Annotated in this window: 17 protein-coding genes; 10 read left to right on the top strand and 7 right to left on the bottom strand. The window is 65.5% G+C overall.

Features of this window, described 5'->3' with window-relative positions; genetic code table 11:
- Positions 1-45: 45 nt before the first annotated feature.
- The 5 genes from U5768_RS12860 to recG all read right to left on the bottom strand — a co-directional run bounded on the left by U5768_RS12860 (position 46) and on the right by recG (position 6,284).
- The gene (locus U5768_RS12860; RefSeq protein ID WP_322030776.1) at positions 46-534 is read right to left on the bottom strand and encodes a Dps family protein; all 489 of its coding nucleotides are present in this window, start codon (positions 532-534) and stop codon (positions 46-48) included.
- Between the two features lie 141 nt (positions 535-675).
- A complete protein-coding gene (locus U5768_RS12865) occupies positions 676-864 on the bottom strand; it encodes a hypothetical protein (protein ID WP_322030777.1) in 189 nt (62 codons plus the stop codon).
- Between the two features lie 88 nt (positions 865-952).
- Positions 953-2,392 carry a catalase gene (locus tag U5768_RS12870; RefSeq protein ID WP_322030778.1) on the bottom strand — a complete coding sequence of 480 codons (1,440 nt, stop codon included), beginning with the start codon at positions 2,390-2,392 and terminating at the stop codon, positions 953-955.
- Positions 2,393-2,778: 386 nt separating this feature from the next.
- Positions 2,779-3,738, bottom strand: a complete 960-nt coding sequence (locus U5768_RS12875; RefSeq protein WP_069268466.1) for a hydrogen peroxide-inducible genes activator — start codon at positions 3,736-3,738, stop codon at positions 2,779-2,781.
- 149 nt (positions 3,739-3,887) lie between these two features.
- Positions 3,888-6,284: an ATP-dependent DNA helicase RecG gene (gene recG, locus U5768_RS12880; protein ID WP_415913891.1), complete on the bottom strand. Its 2,397-nt coding sequence runs from the start codon at positions 6,282-6,284 to the stop codon at positions 3,888-3,890.
- Positions 6,285-6,419: 135 nt separating this feature from the next.
- Between recG and queA the strand changes: the two genes are divergently transcribed.
- The 5 genes from queA to secF all read left to right on the top strand — a co-directional run bounded on the left by queA (position 6,420) and on the right by secF (position 12,529).
- The gene (queA, locus tag U5768_RS12885) at positions 6,420-7,481 is read left to right on the top strand and encodes a tRNA preQ1(34) S-adenosylmethionine ribosyltransferase-isomerase QueA (protein WP_322030780.1); all 1,062 of its coding nucleotides are present in this window, start codon (positions 6,420-6,422) and stop codon (positions 7,479-7,481) included.
- Between the two features lie 103 nt (positions 7,482-7,584).
- Complete coding sequence (gene tgt, locus U5768_RS12890; protein ID WP_322030781.1) at positions 7,585-8,796, top strand: tRNA guanosine(34) transglycosylase Tgt; 1,212 nt, start codon at positions 7,585-7,587, stop codon at positions 8,794-8,796.
- 222 nt (positions 8,797-9,018) lie between these two features.
- A complete protein-coding gene (gene yajC, locus U5768_RS12895) occupies positions 9,019-9,348 on the top strand; it encodes a preprotein translocase subunit YajC (RefSeq protein ID WP_322030782.1) in 330 nt (109 codons plus the stop codon).
- Positions 9,349-9,499: 151 nt separating this feature from the next.
- Positions 9,500-11,563, top strand: coding sequence for a protein translocase subunit SecD (gene secD / locus U5768_RS12900; RefSeq protein ID WP_322030783.1), 2,064 nt, complete (start codon positions 9,500-9,502; stop codon positions 11,561-11,563).
- 15 nt (positions 11,564-11,578) lie between these two features.
- The gene (gene secF, locus U5768_RS12905; RefSeq protein WP_322030784.1) at positions 11,579-12,529 is read left to right on the top strand and encodes a protein translocase subunit SecF; all 951 of its coding nucleotides are present in this window, start codon (positions 11,579-11,581) and stop codon (positions 12,527-12,529) included.
- 73 nt (positions 12,530-12,602) lie between these two features.
- On the opposite strand, the gene U5768_RS12910 is transcribed toward secF, so the two are convergent.
- Together U5768_RS12910 and U5768_RS12915 are read right to left on the bottom strand one after the other, a co-directional pair.
- Entirely contained in the window at positions 12,603-13,166 is a 564-nt protein-coding gene (locus U5768_RS12910; protein WP_322030845.1) for a YceI family protein, read from the bottom strand.
- A 42-nt stretch (positions 13,167-13,208) separates the two neighbouring features.
- The gene (locus U5768_RS12915) at positions 13,209-13,808 is read right to left on the bottom strand and encodes a YceI family protein (RefSeq protein ID WP_322030785.1); all 600 of its coding nucleotides are present in this window, start codon (positions 13,806-13,808) and stop codon (positions 13,209-13,211) included.
- Between the two features lie 298 nt (positions 13,809-14,106).
- Here U5768_RS12915 and U5768_RS12920 point away from each other — a divergent pair, with 298 nt between their 5' ends.
- The 5 genes from U5768_RS12920 to U5768_RS12940 all read left to right on the top strand — a co-directional run bounded on the left by U5768_RS12920 (position 14,107) and on the right by U5768_RS12940 (position 19,447).
- Positions 14,107-14,937: a paraquat-inducible protein A gene (locus U5768_RS12920; RefSeq protein ID WP_322030786.1), complete on the top strand. Its 831-nt coding sequence runs from the start codon at positions 14,107-14,109 to the stop codon at positions 14,935-14,937.
- On the top strand, positions 14,934-15,596 hold the full coding sequence (locus tag U5768_RS12925; protein ID WP_322030787.1) for a paraquat-inducible protein A: 663 nt from the start codon (positions 14,934-14,936) through the stop codon (positions 15,594-15,596). The genes U5768_RS12920 and U5768_RS12925 overlap by 4 nt, the downstream gene beginning before the upstream one ends.
- Entirely contained in the window at positions 15,589-17,202 is a 1,614-nt protein-coding gene (locus U5768_RS12930; protein WP_322030788.1) for an intermembrane transport protein PqiB, read from the top strand. The genes U5768_RS12925 and U5768_RS12930 overlap by 8 nt, the downstream gene beginning before the upstream one ends.
- Positions 17,199-17,903 carry a PqiC family protein gene (locus U5768_RS12935; RefSeq protein ID WP_322030789.1) on the top strand — a complete coding sequence of 235 codons (705 nt, stop codon included), beginning with the start codon at positions 17,199-17,201 and terminating at the stop codon, positions 17,901-17,903. Before U5768_RS12930 ends, U5768_RS12935 begins: the two co-directional genes overlap by 4 nt.
- Positions 17,904-18,118: 215 nt before the next feature.
- On the top strand, positions 18,119-19,447 hold the full coding sequence (locus tag U5768_RS12940) for a class I SAM-dependent RNA methyltransferase (RefSeq protein WP_322030790.1): 1,329 nt from the start codon (positions 18,119-18,121) through the stop codon (positions 19,445-19,447).
- Positions 19,448-19,522 lie beyond the last annotated feature (75 nt).

Raw genomic sequence — 19,522 nt, forward strand, 5'->3', positions numbered from 1 at the left:
CCCGCCGGACATCCGGCGGGCCTTTCACTTTCATCGTGCTGGTTATCAAGCCAGCAGCGAGCGCAGCATCCACGCGGTCTTTTCGTGCGTCTGCATGCGTTGCGTGAGCAGGTCGGCGGTCGGCTCGTCGTTGGCCGCTTCCGTCGACGGGAAAATCGCGCGCGCGGTGCGCACCACGGCTTCCTGACCTTCCACCAGTTGGCGGATCATGTCTTCGGCGGCCGGCACACCGTCCGCTTCGGGGATCGACGAGAGCTTCGCGAACTCCTTGTAGCTGCCCGGCGCATGCACGCCCAGCGCGCGAATGCGCTCGGCGATCGCATCCACGGCCAGCGCGAGTTCGTTGTACTGCCCTTCGAACATCAGGTGCAGCGTGTTGAACATCGGGCCCGTGACGTTCCAGTGGAAGTTGTGCGTCTTCAGATACAGCGTGTAGGTGTCCGCGAGCAGGCGCGAAAGACCATCGGCGATCTTCTTGCGATCCTTGTCGCTGATGCCGATATTCACGTGCTGTACGGTTGCTTTTTTCACCATGACGACTCCTTTTGTAGCAGTGAGATTACGCGTGCTCGTTGTGATCCGGGATCCTGTCGCGCAGTGTAGCCTGGAAACGCCGGAAACCCGGCGCATCCGGCCCTACTGGCCCGCAGCGTTCCGTCAGCGTGCCTGCCTCGTTCAGCGCCCCGCCAGGTGAGCGAAGATTTGCGTGGCGATCGCCACGAAGCCGCTCGCAAAAATCGCGAAGCCCACCACGCGGCGCACGATCTGCGTACCGTCCGCGCGCGTGCGCGCCATCGTGGCGGCAGTGCCGGCACCATCGTCCGCGCCCATGGTCTTGAGGGTCATCGTCATCGTTCGGGTCATGATCGTGCTCCTTGAGCGTTACCGTTTAGTGAGGCTTCAGGCGCGGCCGGTCGTCCCGGTGGTGTGACAACACACCGCGCCTCCAGTGCTACCTCGCGAGCTTCGCGATCGCGTCGATCACGCCTTGCGCATACGCCGGGTCGGCGCGGCGGAAGTGTTCGATCTGCCGCTCCACGATCTCCGCGGGCACGCCGTCGATGTGCCGCGCGATGTTCGCGAAGAGCCGCTCGCGCTGGCCCGCATCGAACAGCCGGAACAGCGCGCCCGGCTGGCTGTAGTAGTCGTCGTCCTCGCGGTGATCGTAGTGATCGACCGCACCCGCGGCGAGCGGCGGCTCACCGGCCTCGCGACGCTGCGCGAAGTCGCCGAAGCGGCTTGGCTCGTAGTTCACGTTACCGCCCAGGTTGCCGTCGGTGCGCATGGCGCCGTCGCGATGAAACGCGTGGAACGGGCAACGCGGCGCATTCACCGGAATCTGATGATGGTTCACGCCAAGCCGGTAGCGCTGCGTGTCGCCATAGGAGAACAAACGTCCCTGCAACAAGCGATCAGGCGAGAAGCCGATACCCGGCACCACGTTCGCGGGCGTGAAAGCGGCCTGCTCGACATCGGCGAAATAATTCTCCGGATTGCGGTTCAGCTCGATCGTGCCCACGTCGATCAGCGGATAGTCCTTGTGTGGCCACACCTTCGTGATGTCGAACGGGTTGTACGGCACCTTCGCGGCATCGGCCTCCGGCATCACCTGAACGCGGAAATGCCACTTCGGGAAATTGCCCTTCTCGATCTCGTTGAAGAGATCGCGCTGCGCCGATTCGCGATCCTGAGCAATCACCTGCGCCGCTTCTGCATCGCTGAAATTCTCCACGCCCTGCGCCGACTTGAAATGAAACTTCACGTAGAAGCGCTCGTTGTTCGCGTTGATGAACGAGAAGGTGTGCGAGCCAAAACCGTGTTGCTGGCGATAGTTCTTCGGAATGCCGCGATCGCTCATGAGGATCGTCACCTGATGCAGCGACTCGGGATGCCGCGACCAGAAGTCCCACGCCGCCATGTTGCTGCGCATGTTGGTGCGCGGGTCGCGCTTTTGCGTGTGGATGAAGTCCGGGAACTTGAGCGGATCGCGAATGAAGAACACCGGCGTGTTGTTGCCGACGATGTCCCAGTTGCCCTCTTCCGTGTAGAACTTGATCGAGAAGCCGCGCACGTCGCGCTCGGCATCGGCCGCGCCGCGCTCGCCCGCCACCGTCGAAAAGCGGATGAAGAGCGGCGTTTCCTTGCCGACTTCACCGAACACTTTGGCCTTCGTGTAGCGCGAGATGTCGTGCGTGACCTTGAGCGTGCCGAACGCACCCGAGCCCTTCGCGTGCACGCGGCGCTCGGGAATCACTTCGCGGTCGAAGTGCGCGAGCTTTTCGAGCAGCCACACGTCCTGCAGCATCACGGGGCCGCGCGGACCTGCGGTGAGCGAATTCTGGTTATCGACGACGGGTGCGCCGGCTGCCGTGGTGAGAGTACGGTCGGTCATGCTGGATTCCTTTCTTGTTTGCGTGTGTGTTCTGAATGCGGGAAATCCGCGGTACGGCGGCGCGAGTCCTTCAGGCGGACAGCGCGCGGTCGACCAGCAGCGAGAAACACACGGTGCGAAGGCCGGAATGGGCGCGGGCCGGGGCGCTGGTTACGGGTGTGTTCGAGTGAGGGGTTTGCATGGCTTCCTCCAGGTTTCCGTTTGGGATCGGTTGGAGGAAACTTTAACAATAACTATCTATCTCGATAATTTGATTTATTTAATCTATCGAATAGGCGCTGGTTATTGGGGTCGCAAGTCACATAAACAGGGGATTGCGGCGCGAACGACGCCGCGCCAAGGAGAGAACCGCGCCGCGCGGCATGAAGCGCGCGGCGCGGTGTACGTCAGGCCGCCTCGGCAGGCGCCTCGATCTTCTTCACGCCGGGCAACTCGCACGCGTGAATCGCGTCGACAATCGCCTCGATCGCCGGCATGCGCGTGAAACTCTTGCGCCACGCGAGCACCACGCGGCGGTCCGGCACGGGTTCGTCGAATGGCACGTAGGACAGCAGCCCGGAATCGACGCCGCCCGCGTGCGGCTTCACCTCGGTCACCGACATGCGGGGCAGCACGGTAATGCCCACGCCGCTCGCGACCATATGGCGAATGGTTTCCAGCGACGAGCCTTCGAAGGTCTTCTGGATACCGTCGGCGTTCTGCGAGAAGCGCATCAGTTCCGGGCACACGCCCAGCACGTGATCGCGGAAGCAATGGCCGCTGCCGAGCAGCAGCATGGTTTCCTGCTTGAGGTCGTCCGGGTCGATTTTCGGCCGCTGTTCCCACGCGTGGCCCGAAGGCAGCGCCACGACGAAGGGCTCGTCGTAGAGCGGGCGCAGCGTGAGGCCCGTTTCGGGGAACGGCAGCGCCATGATCGCCACGTCGATTTCGCCCTGCTTGAGCAGCTCGATGAGCTTGAGCGTGTAGTTCTCCTGCAGCATGAGCGGCATTTGCGGCACGCGCTTGATCATCTGCTTGACGAGCGTGGGCAGCAGGTACGGCCCGATCGTGTAGATCACGCCGAGGCGCAGCGGCCCGACCAGCGGGTCCTTGCCCTGCTTGGCGATTTCCTTGATCGCGAGCGTTTGTTCGAGCACGCGCTGCGCTTGCGTGACGATCTGCTCGCCGATGGGCGTCACGCTCACCTCGCTCGTGCCGCGCTCGAAGATCTGCACGTTCAGTTCGTCTTCGAGCTTCTTGATGGCGACCGAAAGCGTCGGCTGGCTCACGAAGCAGGCTTCCGCCGCGCGTCCGAAATGGCGCTCCCGGGCTACCGCGACAATGTATTTCAGTTCAGTGAGCGTCATTCGGGGACCAATCAAAAAAGGTGAATCAATAGCTTGTAGTTATACACCTATGGCGCGGATTCGCCAATAATCAGCGCCCCTATGCGGGGCGTGATCAGTGCAAAAGGGTCAGACGGCGCAGGTGTCCGCAGGTTCCGCGTAATAGCTTTTTACGCTTTCAGGTACTGTTCGCGCGCGCCGAGCCAGCGGTTCAGATGCTGCGTGACGACGAGCGGAAACTCGTGCAGCAGACGATCGGCGGCGCCGCGCGCGGGTTCGATCAGCCAGGCGTCGTTTTCGAGGTTCGCGAAGCGCAGCATCGCCGCCCCTGATTGACGCGCCCCCAGGAATTCGCCGGGGCCGCGGATTTCGAGGTCCTTGCGCGCGATCTCGAAGCCATCCGTCGTTTCGCGCATGGTTTGCAGGCGCGCGCGGCCCGTGAACGACAAGGGCCCCGTGTAGAGCAGCACGCACACCGATGCGGCGGTGCCTCGCCCCACGCGCCCGCGCAACTGGTGAAGCTGCGCGAGGCCAAAGCGCTCGGCGTGCTCGATCACCATCAGCGAGGCGTTGGGTACGTCCACGCCCACTTCGATCACCGTCGTCGCCACGAGCAGTTGCACTTCGTTGCGCGAGAACGCATCCATGACGGCGGCCTTGTCCGTGGAAGACAGGCGGCCATGCACGAGGCCCACGGTGAGTTCCGGCAGCGCGGCCACGAGCGTTTCGTAAGTCTCGACGGCCGTTTGCAGTTGCAGCGTCTCGCTTTCCTCGATCAGCGGACATACCCAGTACACCTGACGACCCGTGAGCGCCGCCGCGCGCACGCGGGCAATCACTTCCTCGCGGCGCGCGTCGGAAACGAGCTTCGTGAGGATCGGCGTGCGGCCGGGCGGCAACTCGTCGATGGTGGAGACGTCGAGGTCCGCGTAGTACGTCATGGCGAGCGTGCGCGGAATGGGCGTGGCCGACATCATCAGTTGATGCGGCTGGAACTCGCGGTGCGCCTGATCCGGCGAAGGGTTGACCCGGCGCGCGTTCTGCGCCTTGGCGCGCAGCGCGAGCCGCTGCTCTACGCCGAAGCGATGCTGCTCGTCGACGATCACGAGACCGAGGCGCGCGAATTCCACGGCCTCCTGAATGATCGCGTGCGTGCCGATCACGAGTTGCGCCGTGCCGAGCGCCGCGGCTTCGAGCGCCGCGCGCTTTTCCTTCGCCTTGAGACTGCCCGCGAGCCATGCCACCTGCACGCCGAGCGGCTCGAGCCAGCCGCGCAGCTTGCGCGCGTGCTGTTCCGCGAGAATTTCGGTGGGCGCCATGAGCGCGGCCTGATAACCCGCGTCGATGGCTTGCGCGGCGGCGAGCGCCGCGACCACGGTCTTGCCGCTGCCCACGTCGCCTTGCAGCAAGCGCTGCATCGGGTGCGGCTGTTCGAGATCGTGCGCGATTTCGGCCACCACGCGCTCCTGCGCGCCCGTCAGCGTGAACGGCAGCGCGCCGCGCAGACGCGCAAGCAGCGTCTCTTCGCTCCTGCGCCCCGCCACGTGCCGCGCCATGGCGGGAGCGGCGCGCGTGCGGCGCTCCTCGTGCGCGCGCTTGAGAGAGAGTTGCTGCGCGAGCAGTTCCTCGAACTTGATGCGCGTCCACGCGGGATGCGTGCCGTCGATGAGTTCGTGCTCGTCGGCGTTCACGGGTGGATGGTGCAGCGTCTTCACGGCGTCCATGAGCGGCGGCACGTTCAGCGGCGCCATGAATTCGTGCGCCACGGTCTCGGGCAGCAATTCGGGCAGATGCGCGCGCGAAAGGGCGTTGTCGATCGCCTTGCGCAGATACGCCTGGCTCACGCCCGCCGTGGACGGATACACCGGCGTGAGCGCCTGCGGCAGCGGCGCGTCGCCTTCCACGACCTTCACCGCGGGATGCACCATCTCCATGCCGAAGAAGCCGCCGCGCACGTCGCCGCGCACGCGCAGGCGCTTGCCGATCGCCATCTGCGCGACCTGCGAGCCGTAGAAGTTCAGGAAGCGCAGATGCAACTCGTCGCCGTTGTGATCCTGCAGCTTCACGAGAAGCTGGCGGCGCGGACGGTAGGCGATCTCGTTGTCGAACACCACGCCTTCGGTTTGCGCGACGCCGCCCGGCAGCAGTTCGCCGATGGGCGTGAGCGTGGTTTCGTCCTCGTAACGCATCGGCAGATGCAGCACGAGATCGATGTCGCTGCGCAGGCCGAGCCTCGCGAGGCGGTCGGCGGTTTTGGTGAGCTTGGGCTTGTCTTTGGCGGCGGCTTTTTCTGCGGCTTTTTCTGCGGCCTTTTCTGCGGCCTTGTCTGCGGCCTTCTTCGCGGCGCGTTTGCGCGCGGGCGGCGCGGCCTCTTGCGCCGCCTCCGGTTGCCGCGTGCGCGCGCCGTCGGGCGCTTCGCTCGCGGAATCGGGTTCGGACATCAATCGGCTAACGGATGGGGGCATGGGCAGCTTCGCAAGTACAATATCGGCTTTCCGGCATGGCGCGGCGCGTGCAGCGCGACGGCCTTTGCCTTCGGGCGCATCGCAAGCATCGTTATCGCGCATGTCCCGCAATCATAGCCGTTCGTCACGCACGAACGGCCATTGCAGCCGCTTTTTGGGGCGCAACCGTTCGGCGGTTCGGCCCCGCGAAGCCGCCGCGCGCCGGGCCTCCGGCGCATTTCCGTTACTTCAGGCCGCATGTTCAAGCTTTCCGATTTCGATTTCGACCTCCCCGAGGAACTGATCGCGCAAACCGCCCTGCCCGAGCGCAGCGCGAGCCGTCTGCTGGAGGTCGACAACAGCGCGCGACCCGCGCATCTGAGCGATCGCCGCTTTTCCGATCTGCCCGGGTGCGTCGCGCCGGGCGATCTGCTCGTCTTCAACGATACCAAGGTGCTGAAGGCGCGTTTCTTCGGCCAGAAGGCCAGCGGCGGCAAGATCGAAGTGCTCGTGGAGCGCCTGACCGGCGCGCGCACGGCGCTCGCGCAGATTCGCGCGAGCAAGAGCCCGGGCCCCGGCACGGTGCTGCGCCTCGCCGATGCGTTCGACGTGACGGTGGGCGAGCGCGTCGATCAGTTCTACACGCTGCATTTCCCCGACGACTGCCTCACGCTGATCGAGCAGCACGGCCGCTTGCCGCTGCCGCCCTACATCACGCACGACGCCGACGCGAGCGACGAAACGCGCTATCAAACGGTGTTCGCGCAGAACCCGGGCGCGGTGGCCGCGCCCACGGCGGGCCTGCACTTCGACGACGCCCTGCTCGCGAAACTCGACGCCCAAGGCGTGGAGCGCGCGACGCTCACGCTGCACGTGGGCGCGGGCACGTTCCAGCCGGTGCGCGTGGAGAACATCGCCGAGCACAAGATGCATAGCGAGTGGTACGAATTGCCGCAATCGCTCGTCGACAAGATCGCGGCCACGCGTGCGCGCGGCGGCCGCGTGATCGCCGTGGGCACGACCTCGATGCGCGCGCTCGAAGCCGCCGCGCGCGACGCCGACCGCGAAGGCCGCTCGCTCGCGGCGACGCAGGCGGAAACGGATATCTTCATCACGCCTGGGTACCAATTCCGGGTGGTCGATCGGCTGGTGACGAACTTCCATCTGCCGAAGTCGACGCTGCTGATGCTGGTGTCGGCGTTTGCCGGCATCGAAACGATTCGCGCGGCTTATCGCCATGCCATTCAGGAGCGCTATCGCTTCTTCAGTTACGGCGATGCGATGCTGCTCACGCGCACCGATAACGCGCTCGACAGATAACGCTCAACAATTTCCCTCAAGCCGCAGCGCGAAGGCAAAAAACGCGCGGCGGCGTTTTACCATCTGCGCCGGACTGTCTTCCGGTTGCACAGGAGTCCATCGCATGACCGACGGTCATCAAAACAACGCACGCGCCGAACATGGTGCTTATTTGGGTCAACTCGTGGGCGAACGCCCGCAAAATGGCCTGAAATTCGAGCTGCTCGGCACCGACGGCCTCGCGCGGCGCGGCCGCGTCACGCTGAACCACGGTGTGGTCGAAACGCCGATCTTCATGCCCGTTGGCACCTACGGCACCGTGAAGGCCACGCAGCCGCGCGAACTCGAAGAGATGAAGGCGCAGATCATTCTCGGCAACACCTTCCACCTGTGGCTGCGCCCGGGTCTGGAAACGATCGAGGCGCACGGCGGCCTGCACCGCTTCATGGGCTGGAACCGGCCGATCCTCACCGATTCGGGCGGCTTCCAGGTGTTCTCGCTCGGCGACCTGCGCAAGATTTCGGAGGACGGCGTGCGCTTCGCCTCGCCCGTGAACGGCGACAAGCTGTTCCTCTCGCCCGAAGTATCGATGCAGATCCAGAAGGTGCTGAATTCGGACATCGTCATGCAGTTCGACGAATGCACGCCCTACGCGACCAACGGCGTGCCGACCACGCACAAGGAAGCCGCCGATTCCATGCGCATGTCGATGCGCTGGGCGCAGCGCTCGATCGACGAATTCAACCGCCTCGGCAACCCGAACGCACTGTTCGGCATCGTGCAGGGCGGCATGTTCGAGGATCTGCGCGACGAGTCGCTGGCCGGTCTTTCGCAGATGCCGTTCCACGGCTACGCGATCGGCGGCCTTTCGGTGGGCGAGCCGAAGGAAGACATGATGCGCGTGCTCGAGCACATCGCGCCGAAGCTGCCCGCCGACAAGCCGCATTACCTGATGGGCGTGGGCACGCCGGAAGACCTGGTGGCGGGCGTGGCCGCGGGCGTCGACATGTTCGATTGCGTGATGCCCACGCGCAATGCGCGCAACGGCTGGATCTTCACGCGTTTCGGCGACATCAAGATCCGCAACGCCACGCACCGCAATTCGCTGCGCCCGCTCGACGAACAATGCGGCTGCTACACGTGCCGCCACTTCACGCGCGGCTACCTGCATCACCTGCACCGCGTGGGCGAAATCCTCGGCGCGCAGCTCAACACGATCCACAACCTGCACTACTACCTGGAATTGATGGGCGAGATGCGCGCAGCCATCGAAACGAAGACGTTCGCGGCGTTCCGCCAGCGTTTCGCCGAACAGCGCGCGCGCGGCGTGGACTGAGGGCCGCCGCCAGACATTACAATAACCTTTCGCAACAAATGACGCGGATGCGGCATGCGGTCCGCTCGAACCGCCTTGGTTTTCCCGCACGCGCACGCCGCGCCGGGGCGGGATTCGAGATAAGCACTTGATCGCAAAGCCTATTTTGCGTCATCGTCGTGATGAATGCCGGTGGTAGAATAACCGGCTCGCTTTTTGATCGTAAAAAACGGAGAGACCAACGTGTCGTTTATTTCCAATGCCTTCGCGCAAGGCGGTGCAGCAGGTGGTGCCGAATCGAGCCTCATGAGCTTCCTGCCCCTCATCCTGATGTTCGCCGTGCTGTACTTCATCATGATCCGTCCGCAGATGAAGCGTCAGAAGGAACATCGCAACATGCTCGCGGCCATGGCCAAGGGCGACGAAGTCATCATCAGCGGCGGTATCGTTGGCAAGGTGACGAAGGTCAGCGAAGCCTACGTGGGCGTTGAAATCTCCGACACCACGGAAGTTACCGTGCAGAAGTCGTCGGTTACGACCATCCTGCCGAAGGGCACGATCAAGTCGCTGTAAAGCTTCACGGAGTCATCGAGGCCGTTGCCTCCGAAAGAACGGCCTCGCACGCCCGGCCCGCCCTCGCAGCCACTGACCAGAAAACGTCAATGCCAGTACGGGCCGCGCGCGCAGCGCTCAAGGCCTTTCCCCTCCCCCGTTGGGTCAACCAATGAACCGTTATCCCCTCTGGAAATATGTCGTGATGCTGGTGGCGCTCGTCATCGGCTTCGTGTACACATTGCCCAATTTCTTCGGCGAAGCGCCCGCGGTCCAGGTGTCGAGCGGCAAGGCCACCGTCAAGCTCGACTCGGGCACGCTCGCCCAGGTCGAAGCCGCAGTCGCCGCGAACAACATCCACGCGACCGACGTCACGTTCGACAACTCGTCGATGAACGCGAACATCCGCGTGCGCGTCGCCGACACGGACACGCAACTGCGCCTGAAAGACGCGCTCAACAAGGCGCTGAACGCCGACCCGACCGATCCGCAGTACATCGTCGCGCTGAACCTGCAGAGCGCCTCGCCGCGCTGGCTGAGCGGCCTGCATGCGCTGCCGATGTATCTCGGCCTCGACCTGCGCGGCGGCGTGCACTTCCTGCTCCAGGTCGACATGAACGGCGCGCTCAACAAGAAGCTCGACTCCGACGCTTCGGACGTGCGAACGCTCCTGCGCGACAAGAACATCCGCGACGGCGGCGTGAACCGCGTGAATCAGTCGGTGGTCGTCAATTTCGCCGACGCCGACACGGCCGAACAGGCGCGCAAGCTGCTTTCGGGCTCGGGCGGCATCACCGAGCTGCAGTGGGCCTCGCAGAACAATCCTGAAGGCGGCGTGCAGCTCGTCGGCACGTTCACGCCGGCCGTGAAGACCGCCGTTCAGCAAGCCGCGCTCAAGCAGAACATCCAGACGCTGCATAACCGCGTGAACGAGCTTGGCGTGGCCGAGCCCGTGATCCAGCAGCAAGGCGACGACCGTATCGTGGTCGAACTGCCGGGCGTGCAGGACACCGCGAAGGCGAAGGACATCATCGGCCGCACGGCGACGCTCGAAGCGCGTCTGGCCGACCCGATGGGCCTGCATCCGGACGTGAACGCGCCGGTGCCGCCGGGCGACGAACTCTTCACGCAAGGCAACGCCGCGCCGGTGCTGCTGCGCAAGCAGGTGATCTTCACGGGCGACCGCATCATCGACGCGTCGGCGGGCTTTGACGAGCATCAGCGTCCGTCGGTCAACATCCGCCTCGACTCGGCGGGCGGGCGCGCCGTGCGCGCCGTCTCGCGCGACAACATCGGCAAGCCGATGGCGATGGTGCTGTTCGAAAAGGGCAAGGGCGAAGTGCTGACGGTGGCGACCATCCAGTCGGAACTGGGCGACCGCTTCCAGATCACGGGCCAGCCCACGCCGCAGGCCGCCGCCGACCTCGCGCTGCTGCTGCGCGCGGGCTCGCTCGCCGCGCCGATGGAGATCATCGAGGAACGCACGGTTGGCCCGAGCCTCGGCGCGGACAACATTCGCAAGGGTTTCGATTCGGTGATCTACGGCTTCGCCGCCATCGCCGTGTTCATGATCGCGTACTACATGCTGTTCGGCGCGATCTCGATGATCGGCCTTTCGGTGAACCTGCTGCTGCTCGTGGCCGTGCTCTCCATGCTGCAGGCCACGCTCACGCTGCCGGGCATCGCGGCTATCGCGCTGGCGCTCGGTATGGCCATCGACGCGAACGTGCTCATCAACGAGCGCGTGCGCGAGGAACTGCGCCACGGCGCGCCGCCGCAACTGGCCATCCAGAACGGCTACGCGCACGCCTGGGCGACCATTCTCGACTCGAACGTGACCACGCTCATCGCCGGTCTCGCGCTGCTCGCGTTCGGTTCGGGCCCGGTGCGCGGCTTTGCGATCGTGCACTGTATCGGCATTCTCACGTCGATGTTCTCGGCCGTGTTCTTCTCGCGCGGTCTCGTGAACCTCTGGTACGGCGGCAAGAAGAAGCTCAAGTCGCTCGCGGTGGGTCAGGTGTGGCGTCCGGAACCCGATGAAGGCACGCCCGCGCTCGCCGGCGCCGATGCCGGCACGGACACGGGCCGCGCGGTCGCGGCCACCACCAGCGCGCCCCGGCGCGAAGCGGCGAAAGCCGGCGCGAAGGGAGCCGCGCGCGCCAAGCCGGTCGTGCGCCGCCGCGACGCCCAGGGCGGCCCCGGCGGCTCGGGCAACAACACCGGCTCGTCCCGCTGATACGGAGTCAAGAACATGGAATTTTTCCGCATCCGCAAAGACATCCCGTTCATGAAGCACGCGTTGATCTTCAACGCGATCTCGTTCATTACCTTCATTGCGGCGGTGTTCTTCCTCTTCCACCGCGGTCTGCATCTGTCGATCGAATTCACGGGCGGCACGGTCATCGAAGTGCAGTACCCGCAGGCGGTGCCGCTCGAACCGCTGCGCGATTCGCTCACGAAGATCGGCTACGGCGACGCCCAGGTGCAGAACTTCGGCACCTCGCGCGACGTGCTGATCCGCCTGCCGCTCAAGCAGGGCCTCTCCTCGGCGCAGCAGAGCGACCAGGTGATGGCCACGCTCAAGGCGGCCGACCCGCAGGTGCAGTTGCAGCGCGTGGAATTCGTCGGCCCGCAGGTCGGCAAGGAACTCGCCACCGACGGCCTGCTCGCGCTCGCGTGCGTGGTGGCGGGCATCATCATCTACCTGTCGTTCCGCTTCGAGTGGAAGTACGCCGTGGCCGGCGTAATCGCGAACCTGCACGACGTCGTGATCATCCTGGGCTTCTTCGCGTTCTTCCAGTGGGAATTCTCGCTCTCGGTGCTCGCGGCGGTGCTCGCGGTGCTCGGCTACTCGGTGAACGAGTCGGTCGTTATCTTCGACCGGATTCGCGAGACGTTCCGGCGCGAGCGCAAGATGAGCGTCACCGAAGTCATCAACCACGCGATCACGAGCACGATGTCGCGAACCATCATCACCCACGGCTGTACGGAAATGATGGTGCTCTCGATGTTCTTCTTCGGCGGCCCGACGCTGCATTACTTCGCACTGGCGCTGACGGTGGGTATCCTGTTCGGCATCTACTCGTCGGTGTTCGTCGCGGCGGCGCTCGCGATGTGGCTCGGCGTGAAGCGCGAGGATCTCGTCAAGGACAAGAAGGAAAAGTACGATCCGAACGATCCGAACGCGGGCGCGCAGGTCTAGGCTGCGCTCCAGCCAAAAAGCCGGTTCTCGCGAACCGGCTTTTTTTTCGTGCATGCGCAACGGCCTGTCCTCGCTACTGCTTGATGCCTTCGGCCTGGATATGCAGCGTGGTCTTCATCTTGAAGCCGTACTGTTTGCCCGAATCCATGCCGAAGTCGTCGCGGTTGAAAGCGCCCTCGGCCTCCACGCCGCACACTTCGCGTTTGAGCATGGGGTGCTGCATGCACTTGAACGATTCGATCTCGAGCTTGAGCGGCCGCGTCACGCCACGCAGCGTAAGCTCGCCGATTACCTCCCTGGGCGTGTCGCCGTCGAAGACGATGCGCGTGCCCTTGTAGGTCGCGGTGGGATACTTCGCGACATCGAAAAAGTCGTCGCCCTGCAGATGCTGGTCGAGCTGCGGATTGCCGGTCTGGATCGAGGCCGGGTCGATCGTCACGTCCACGGTGCCCGTTTTCGCGGCGCGGTCCAGCGTGACCGTGCCTGTGGTCTTCGTGAACTTGCCGCGCCACGTGGAAAGGCCGCCGAAGTGGTCGGCCACGAAGCTCGGAAACGTGTGATTCGGATCGAGCTGGTAAGTATCGGCGGCGGCGTGCGCCAACTGGGCTGCGAGTGACACGGCAGCCGCGGCGGCCATCAATGCGAGCTTGTTCAAAGGCATCTCCTCAAAGCCGTCGATCTACTTGTGCGCGACGACGATATGAAATTTGATCAGCACTTCGTCGGCGACGATCGAGGTGTCCTTCCACTGGCCGGTGCCGATGTCGAACGCCAGGCGGTGGATGGGCAGCGTGCCGTCGAAGGTCTGCGTCCCGGCCTGCTGAGTGAGCACGACAGGAACGGCCACGGTCTGCGTGCGCCCCTTGATCGTGAGTTTGCCGCTCACGCTGTACTGGTTCGTGCCGGTGGGCGCGATCGCGGTCGAGACGAAGGTTGCCTGCGGGAACGCCTTCGCATCGAACCATTCGGGACCGCGCACCGAATCGTTGTAGGTCGCGTCGCCCAGATCATAGCTGCCCGTGTCGACCGTGATCTTCGCATTGCCGCCCGAAGGCTTTGCGGGATCGAAGTCGATTTGCGCGTCGAACTTCGTGAAGCCGCCCTGGACCGGCACGTTCATCTGGCGCGAAACGGCGACGATCGTGCTCTTCGCCGCATCGAGCTGCGCGTGGGCGCCGCCGCCCGAAAGCAACGCCGCGGCGGCGCCGGCCCACACCGCGACGGCCCCGGCCGCCGGGCGCCACCCGTAAGAACGAATCCGCTTCGACAATGCTTCCATGATCGCTCGCCTTGATTGTGTAGTTTTGCTTCGAGGATTGCCTTGGCCACGGCCCGTAGCCATTTCCGTGCCCATGTCGAAAGATAATCCAATTCAGGTGATGGCAAACATCCGCGGCAAACCTCCGCGGATACGGGCGGCCGCTGGCGAGCCCCACCCGCCAGCGGCCTGCGGGCCAGTTCCGGCACGCCGCCGGGCGCGTTTGGTAACATGGCGCGAGACGTTATTTGCACCTTTCCGACATGCGCGCCACCGCCGCACGTCCTTTCGTTCACGTCGTTTTGCGTCACCTGCCCGCATGGCCCAGGACAAACTCATCGCGTGTCACGATTGCGACGCGCTCTACCGCAAACCGCGGCTGCTCGGCCGCCAGAGCGCGCGCTGCTCGCGCTGCGGCGCCACGCTCTACAGCAGCGCCGCGACGCAGCTCGACCGCATCTGCGCCATCACGGTCGCGGCGCTCGTCACGTTCATCATCGCCCAGTCGTTCCCGATCATCGAACTCGATGCGAACGGTATCACTACCGAGTCGAGTCTGTTCGGCGCCCTCGTGGTGCTATGGCACGAGGACATGCAGGTCATCGCGCTGATCGTGTTCTGCGCAACCATCCTCTTTCCGCTCACGGAGATGGTGGCGCTGCTCTACGTCCTGCTGCCGGTGCGGCGCGGCTTCATTCCGCCGGGCTTCGACCACGTGCTGCGCGCCATCCAGTTCGTGCGGCCCTGGGGCATGCTCGAGGTGTTCATGCTGGGCGTGCTCATCACCATCGTGAAAATGGTGAGCCTCGCCCGCGTGATTCCCGAAACGGCACTCTTCGCCTTCGGCGCGCTCACGCTCATGTTCACCGTCGTCGTCACGTTCGATGCGCGCACGCTCTGGGACATCGCCGACAGCCTGCGCGACGCCGCCCGCGCGGCGCGCGAGGGCGGCGCGGGTCCGCAGGGGCAGGCAGACGGACCAGCCGGTTTCAGCGGGCCACCCGCGCCGCGCCCGCCCGCGCCGGTGCCGCCCGCGCCCGCGCCGGCATCCGCTCATCCGCTCGCCGAGCCCGAGATCCGCGAGCCCGGCGCCAGCGCGCCCGACCCGGCGCCGCCGCGCGGCCGCCCGCTCCCGAAGGGGCCACGATGAAATACCAGACCGCCACCGACGCCGGCTACGTCTCCTGCCACGCCTGCGGGCACGTGCAGCCCCATGAGCGCGCGCGCCAGCACGTTCGCTGCGCGCGCTGCGGCTCGCCCGTACACGAGCGCAATCCGGACAGCATCATACGCACGTGGGCGCTCCTCATTGCCGCGGCGCTGCTCTACATCCCCGCGAATTTGCTGCCGGTCATGCATACGGCCTCGCTCGTCGGCGACGAGGACGACACCATCATGAGCGGTGTGGTCTACTTCTGGACCTCGGGGGACTGGCCGCTCGCCGTAATCGTTTTCATCGCGAGCATTCTCGTGCCCATGCTCAAGCTCTCGGTGCTCGCGCTGCTGGCGTTCACCTCGCAGCGCGGTTCGACATGGCGGCCCGTCGAGCGCACGAAGCTTTACCGGCTCGTCGAATTCATCGGGCGCTGGTCGATGCTCGACGTGTTCGTTGTCACGCTAACCGTGGCGCTGGTACGCTTCCAGTCGCTTGCGGTCATCACGGCGGGCCCCGGCGCGATCGCGTTCGGCTCGGTCGTGATCCTTACGATGATCGCCTCGATGCAGTTCGATCCACGCTTGATCTGGGATCCAGTGGACGAAGACAAACACAAACCTGCGCAACACACACAGGATCAACCCCATGAATAGTCCGAAAGGACCGACCCCGCCCAGCCTGCCGGAGCCGGAGATCGTCAAGCCGCGGCGCTGGCTGCCCTCGCTCGTCTGGATCGTGCCGATCATCGCGGCGCTCATCGGCGTGGCGCTCGTCGTGAAGTCGGTCGCCACGCGCGGCCCGACCATTACCATCAGCTTCGTGAGCGCCGAAGGGCTCGAGCCCGGCAAGACCAAGGTCAAGTACAAGGACGTGGACATCGGCTCGGTGCGCGCGGTCAAGCTCTCGCCCAACCTTTCGCACGTGATCGCCACCGTCGAGCTGACCAAGGACGCCGAACGATTCGCCGTGAAGGACAGCCGTTTCTGGGTCGTGCGCCCGCGCGTGGGCGCAAGCGGCGTCTCGGGCCTCACCACGCTGCTCTCGGGCTCGTATATCGGCGCGGACGCGGGCCGCTCGCAGGAATCGCAAAGCGATTTCGTCGGGCTGGAAGCGCCGCCTGCCGTGACCATCGACGAGAAGGGGCATCGCTACACGCTCCATAGCGCGACGCTCGGCTCGCTCGACATCGGCACGCCGATCTTCTACCGGCGCATTCAGGTGGGCCAGGTGACGGGCTATTCGCTCGACAAGGACGGCACCGGCGTGACGGTGCAGGTATTCGTGAGCGCGCCCTTCGACCAGTACGTGGGCACCAATACGCGCTGGTGGCACGCGAGCGGCGTGAACGTGCAACTCGATTCGAACGGCATCAAGGTCAACACGCAGTCGCTCGCCACGATCGTGGTGGGCGGCCTCGCCTTCCAGGCGCCGCCCGGGCAGTCGATGGGCCCGCAAGCCCCCGACACCGCTACGTTCGCGCTCGCCTCGGACGAAAGCGAAGCGATGCGCGAGCCGGACGGCGCGCCGGTGCGCGTCGTGATGTACTTCAACCAGTCGCTGCGCGGCCTTTCGGTGGGCGCGCCCGTGGACTTCCGCGGCATCGTGCTCGGCCAGGTGACCGACATCGGCATCGAGTACAACCCGAAGGATCACAACTTCACCATGCCGGTGACGATCGACCTGTACCCGCTGCGGCTCTCGCGCCGCGTGCGCGGCGAGACACCCGCGCCGTACACGCCGCAGAGCCACGACCTGCTCAAACGGCTTGTCGACCGCGGCCTGCGCGGCCAGTTGCGCACCGGCAACCTGATCACGGGCCAGCTTTATATCGCGCTCGACATCTTCCCGAAGGCGGGTCCGGCGAAGGCCAACCTCGAACAGGAGCCGATGGAACTGCCCACGGTGCCGAATTCGCTCGAGGAGCTGCAGCAGCAAGTGGCGGACATCACGAAGAAGCTCAATCAGATTCCGTTCGACAAGATCGGCAACAACCTGAACGAATCGCTCAAGAACGCCAACCAGTTGTTCGGCAAGGTGAACGACCAGATCCTTCCGCAACTGCAAGGCACGCTCGACCAGGCGCAGAAGACCTTCAACGCCGCGCAGTCCACGCTGCAGCAGGATTCGCCGCTGCAGTCCGACGTGCACCAGGCGATGCAGGAACTCACGCGCACGCTGCAATCGCTCAACGCGCTCTCCGACTACCTGGAGCGCCATCCCGAATCGCTGCTGCGCGGCAAATCTGGAGACAAGCCATGACGTTCCGACGCGTCCCCGCCCTTGCCACGCTCGGCGCGCTTCTCGTTGCCGCCGCGCTCGCGGGCTGCAGTTCGCCCGCCAGCCGGTTCTACACGCTCAGCCCGACCGACGACACGGCGCGCACCGCGGCCGCGCCCGCGGCGGGCAATGCACGGTGGCTGATCGAGCTGGCGCCCGTGGATGTGCCGCCGCAGGTCGCCAAGGCCCAGATGGTCGTGCAAACCGACGCCAACCAGGTGCGCGTGCTCGAGCAGGAACGCTGGGCTTCGATGCCGGGCGACGAAATCCGCCGCGCACTTTCGGGCGACCTCACGCAGCAGCTCGGCACCATCGACGTGTACGGTTCGCCGCATCCCGAGGGTATCCCCGTGTACCGCGTGAGCGTGAACGTGCAGCGCTTCGAGTCGTGGCCGGGCTCGCATGCGCTTCTCGACGCCGTGTGGAGCGTACGGGCGCTCGACACGCAAACGGTCCTGACCTGCCGAAGCGTGCTCAACGAGAAGGTGGGTGACGGCTACGACGCGCTCGTCGTCGGCCACCGGCAAGCGGTCGAGGCGCTCTCGCAGTCGATCGCGAGCGGCGTGCGCGCGCTCGCGGCGGCCCCACGCGCGAGCGTGGCGGCGAATGGCGCGAAGGGTAATGCGCGCGCGACGCCGGCGCCGGGTGTTGCTTGTCCGCAGATGGATGCCGTTGGGGGGTGAGCAGAGGTTGTTGTCCCCAATGAAGTCCTGCGGCCTGATCCGGATCCAATAAAAAGAGCGGCACCCAGGGCTTCCGACGCGGGGCGGGCGACGAGGCAAATTGCAGCGAGATACGGGCATTGAGCGGTCCTCTCGTCCATACGCGGCATGCACGTCCGGCCGCTCCCGCAAGCCGCGTACAATAGCGCCTTCCCCGCAGCGTCCCATCCTCCTTCATGTCTTTCGATTTCTTTGCCCCTTGCCCGCGCGGCCTCGAAGCCGTGCTCGCCGCCGAACTGGCCGAAACCGCGCAACGGCGCCTCCCGCCCGGTGCCCTCCAGGTCGGCGCCGAGGTGCCCGGCGGCGTGCACTTCCGCGGCAACTGGGCCGGCGGCATCGCCGCCAACCTCCATTCGCGCATTGCGAGCCGCGTGCTCCTGAAGATCGCCCAGCGCCCGTACCGCAGCGAACAGGACATCTACACACTCGCGCGCGAGCAGCAGTGGGAGAAGTGGTTCTCGGCGAACGAGACGATCCGCATCGACATCACCGCGATCAAGTCGCCGCTGCGCAGCCTCGAATTCGCCACGCTGCGCGTGAAGGACGCTATTTGCGACCGCATGCGCGACAAGGCGGGCGCGCGTCCGAGCGTCGATACCGCGTATCCCGACGTGCGTGTGTTCGCATTCCTCACGGCGAACGAGTGCACGCTCTATCTCGACACCTCGGGCGAGCCGCTCTTCAAGCGCGGCTGGCGTCTGGACAAGGGCGCCGCCCCGCTGCGCGAGAACCTCGCCGCGGGCATCCTGCGCCTCACGGGCTGGACGCCCGGCACGCCGCTCTACGACCCGATGTGCGGCAGCGGCACCTTCCTCGCGGAAGCGGCGCAAGTCGCGCTCGACATCGCGCCGGGGCTCGATCGCCGCTTCGGCTTCGAGTCGCTCAAGCAGGCCGACATGGGCGCCTGGCGCCACCTCAAGAGCGAGGCGAACACGGCGCGCAATCTCGCGCAAAGCAAGACCGGCGATCTGCTGATTTACGGCAGCGACATCTCCGACGTCATGCTGGAAAAGGCGCGCGCGAACTTCAAGCGCGCGGGCTTCGGCGCCGTGACGCTCAAGCAGCTCGACGCGCGCAACATGACGCCGCCCGGGGCCGCGCCCGGCATTCTTGTGGCGAATCCGCCGTATGGCGAGCGTATCGAGGTGCGCGGCCGCAATGCGCGCGGCGAGGCGCGCCCAACAGCGCGGGAACTGCGCGGCGACGACGATGGCGCAAGCGGTGAAGGCTTTCGCCGCGCCAAGGACGAGGCACCCGACGCCGAGTTCTTCCAGGCGCTCGGCGACGCGCTCAAGCAGCGCTTCACGGGCTGGCGCGCCTTCGTCCTCACCTCGGACCGCAAGCTGCCGGGCCAGTTGCGCCTGCGCGAAGCCGCCAAAACGCCGCTCTACAACGGCGCGCTCGAATGCCGCCTGTTCCGCTTCGACCTGATCTCCGGCAGCGTGCGCCAGCGTCCCGCCAGCGGCGGCGCGAACCCCGCCACCGGCAACGACGACGCCAACTAAGTGCAACTAAGTGCAACTGCGCGCAACTGAGCGGCCGACGTTCGCAAACACGCACGACAGGTGACGTTTTCCCTG

The sequence above is a fragment of the Paraburkholderia sp. J76 genome (assembly GCF_905220295.1).
In the GTDB taxonomy this organism is placed as follows: Bacteria; Pseudomonadota; Gammaproteobacteria; order Burkholderiales; family Burkholderiaceae; genus Paraburkholderia.

Bases quoted from the DNA above. Each gene is read 5' to 3' on its own strand.
- U5768_RS12860 (WP_322030776.1), bottom strand. From the start codon at position 534: ATGGTGAAAAAAGCAACCGTACAGCACGTGAATATCGGCATCAGCGAC.
- U5768_RS12865 (WP_322030777.1), bottom strand. From the start codon at position 864: ATGACCCGAACGATGACGATGACCCTCAAGACCATGGGCGCGGACGAT.
- U5768_RS12870 (WP_322030778.1), bottom strand. From the start codon at position 2,392: ATGACCGACCGTACTCTCACCACGGCAGCCGGCGCACCCGTCGTCGAT.
- U5768_RS12875 (WP_069268466.1), bottom strand. From the start codon at position 3,738: ATGACGCTCACTGAACTGAAATACATTGTCGCGGTAGCCCGGGAGCGC.
- recG (WP_415913891.1), bottom strand. From the start codon at position 6,284: ATGCGCGATAACGATGCTTGCGATGCGCCCGAAGGCAAAGGCCGTCGC.
- queA (WP_322030780.1), top strand. From the start codon at position 6,420: ATGTTCAAGCTTTCCGATTTCGATTTCGACCTCCCCGAGGAACTGATC.
- tgt (WP_322030781.1), top strand. From the start codon at position 7,585: ATGACCGACGGTCATCAAAACAACGCACGCGCCGAACATGGTGCTTAT.
- secD (WP_322030783.1), top strand. From the start codon at position 9,500: ATGAACCGTTATCCCCTCTGGAAATATGTCGTGATGCTGGTGGCGCTC.
- secF (WP_322030784.1), top strand. From the start codon at position 11,579: ATGGAATTTTTCCGCATCCGCAAAGACATCCCGTTCATGAAGCACGCG.
- U5768_RS12910 (WP_322030845.1), bottom strand. From the start codon at position 13,166: ATGGCCGCCGCGGCTGCCGTGTCACTCGCAGCCCAGTTGGCGCACGCC.
- U5768_RS12915 (WP_322030785.1), bottom strand. From the start codon at position 13,808: ATGGAAGCATTGTCGAAGCGGATTCGTTCTTACGGGTGGCGCCCGGCG.
- U5768_RS12920 (WP_322030786.1), top strand. From the start codon at position 14,107: ATGGCCCAGGACAAACTCATCGCGTGTCACGATTGCGACGCGCTCTAC.
- U5768_RS12925 (WP_322030787.1), top strand. From the start codon at position 14,934: ATGAAATACCAGACCGCCACCGACGCCGGCTACGTCTCCTGCCACGCC.
- U5768_RS12930 (WP_322030788.1), top strand. From the start codon at position 15,589: ATGAATAGTCCGAAAGGACCGACCCCGCCCAGCCTGCCGGAGCCGGAG.
- U5768_RS12935 (WP_322030789.1), top strand. From the start codon at position 17,199: ATGACGTTCCGACGCGTCCCCGCCCTTGCCACGCTCGGCGCGCTTCTC.
- U5768_RS12940 (WP_322030790.1), top strand. From the start codon at position 18,119: ATGTCTTTCGATTTCTTTGCCCCTTGCCCGCGCGGCCTCGAAGCCGTG.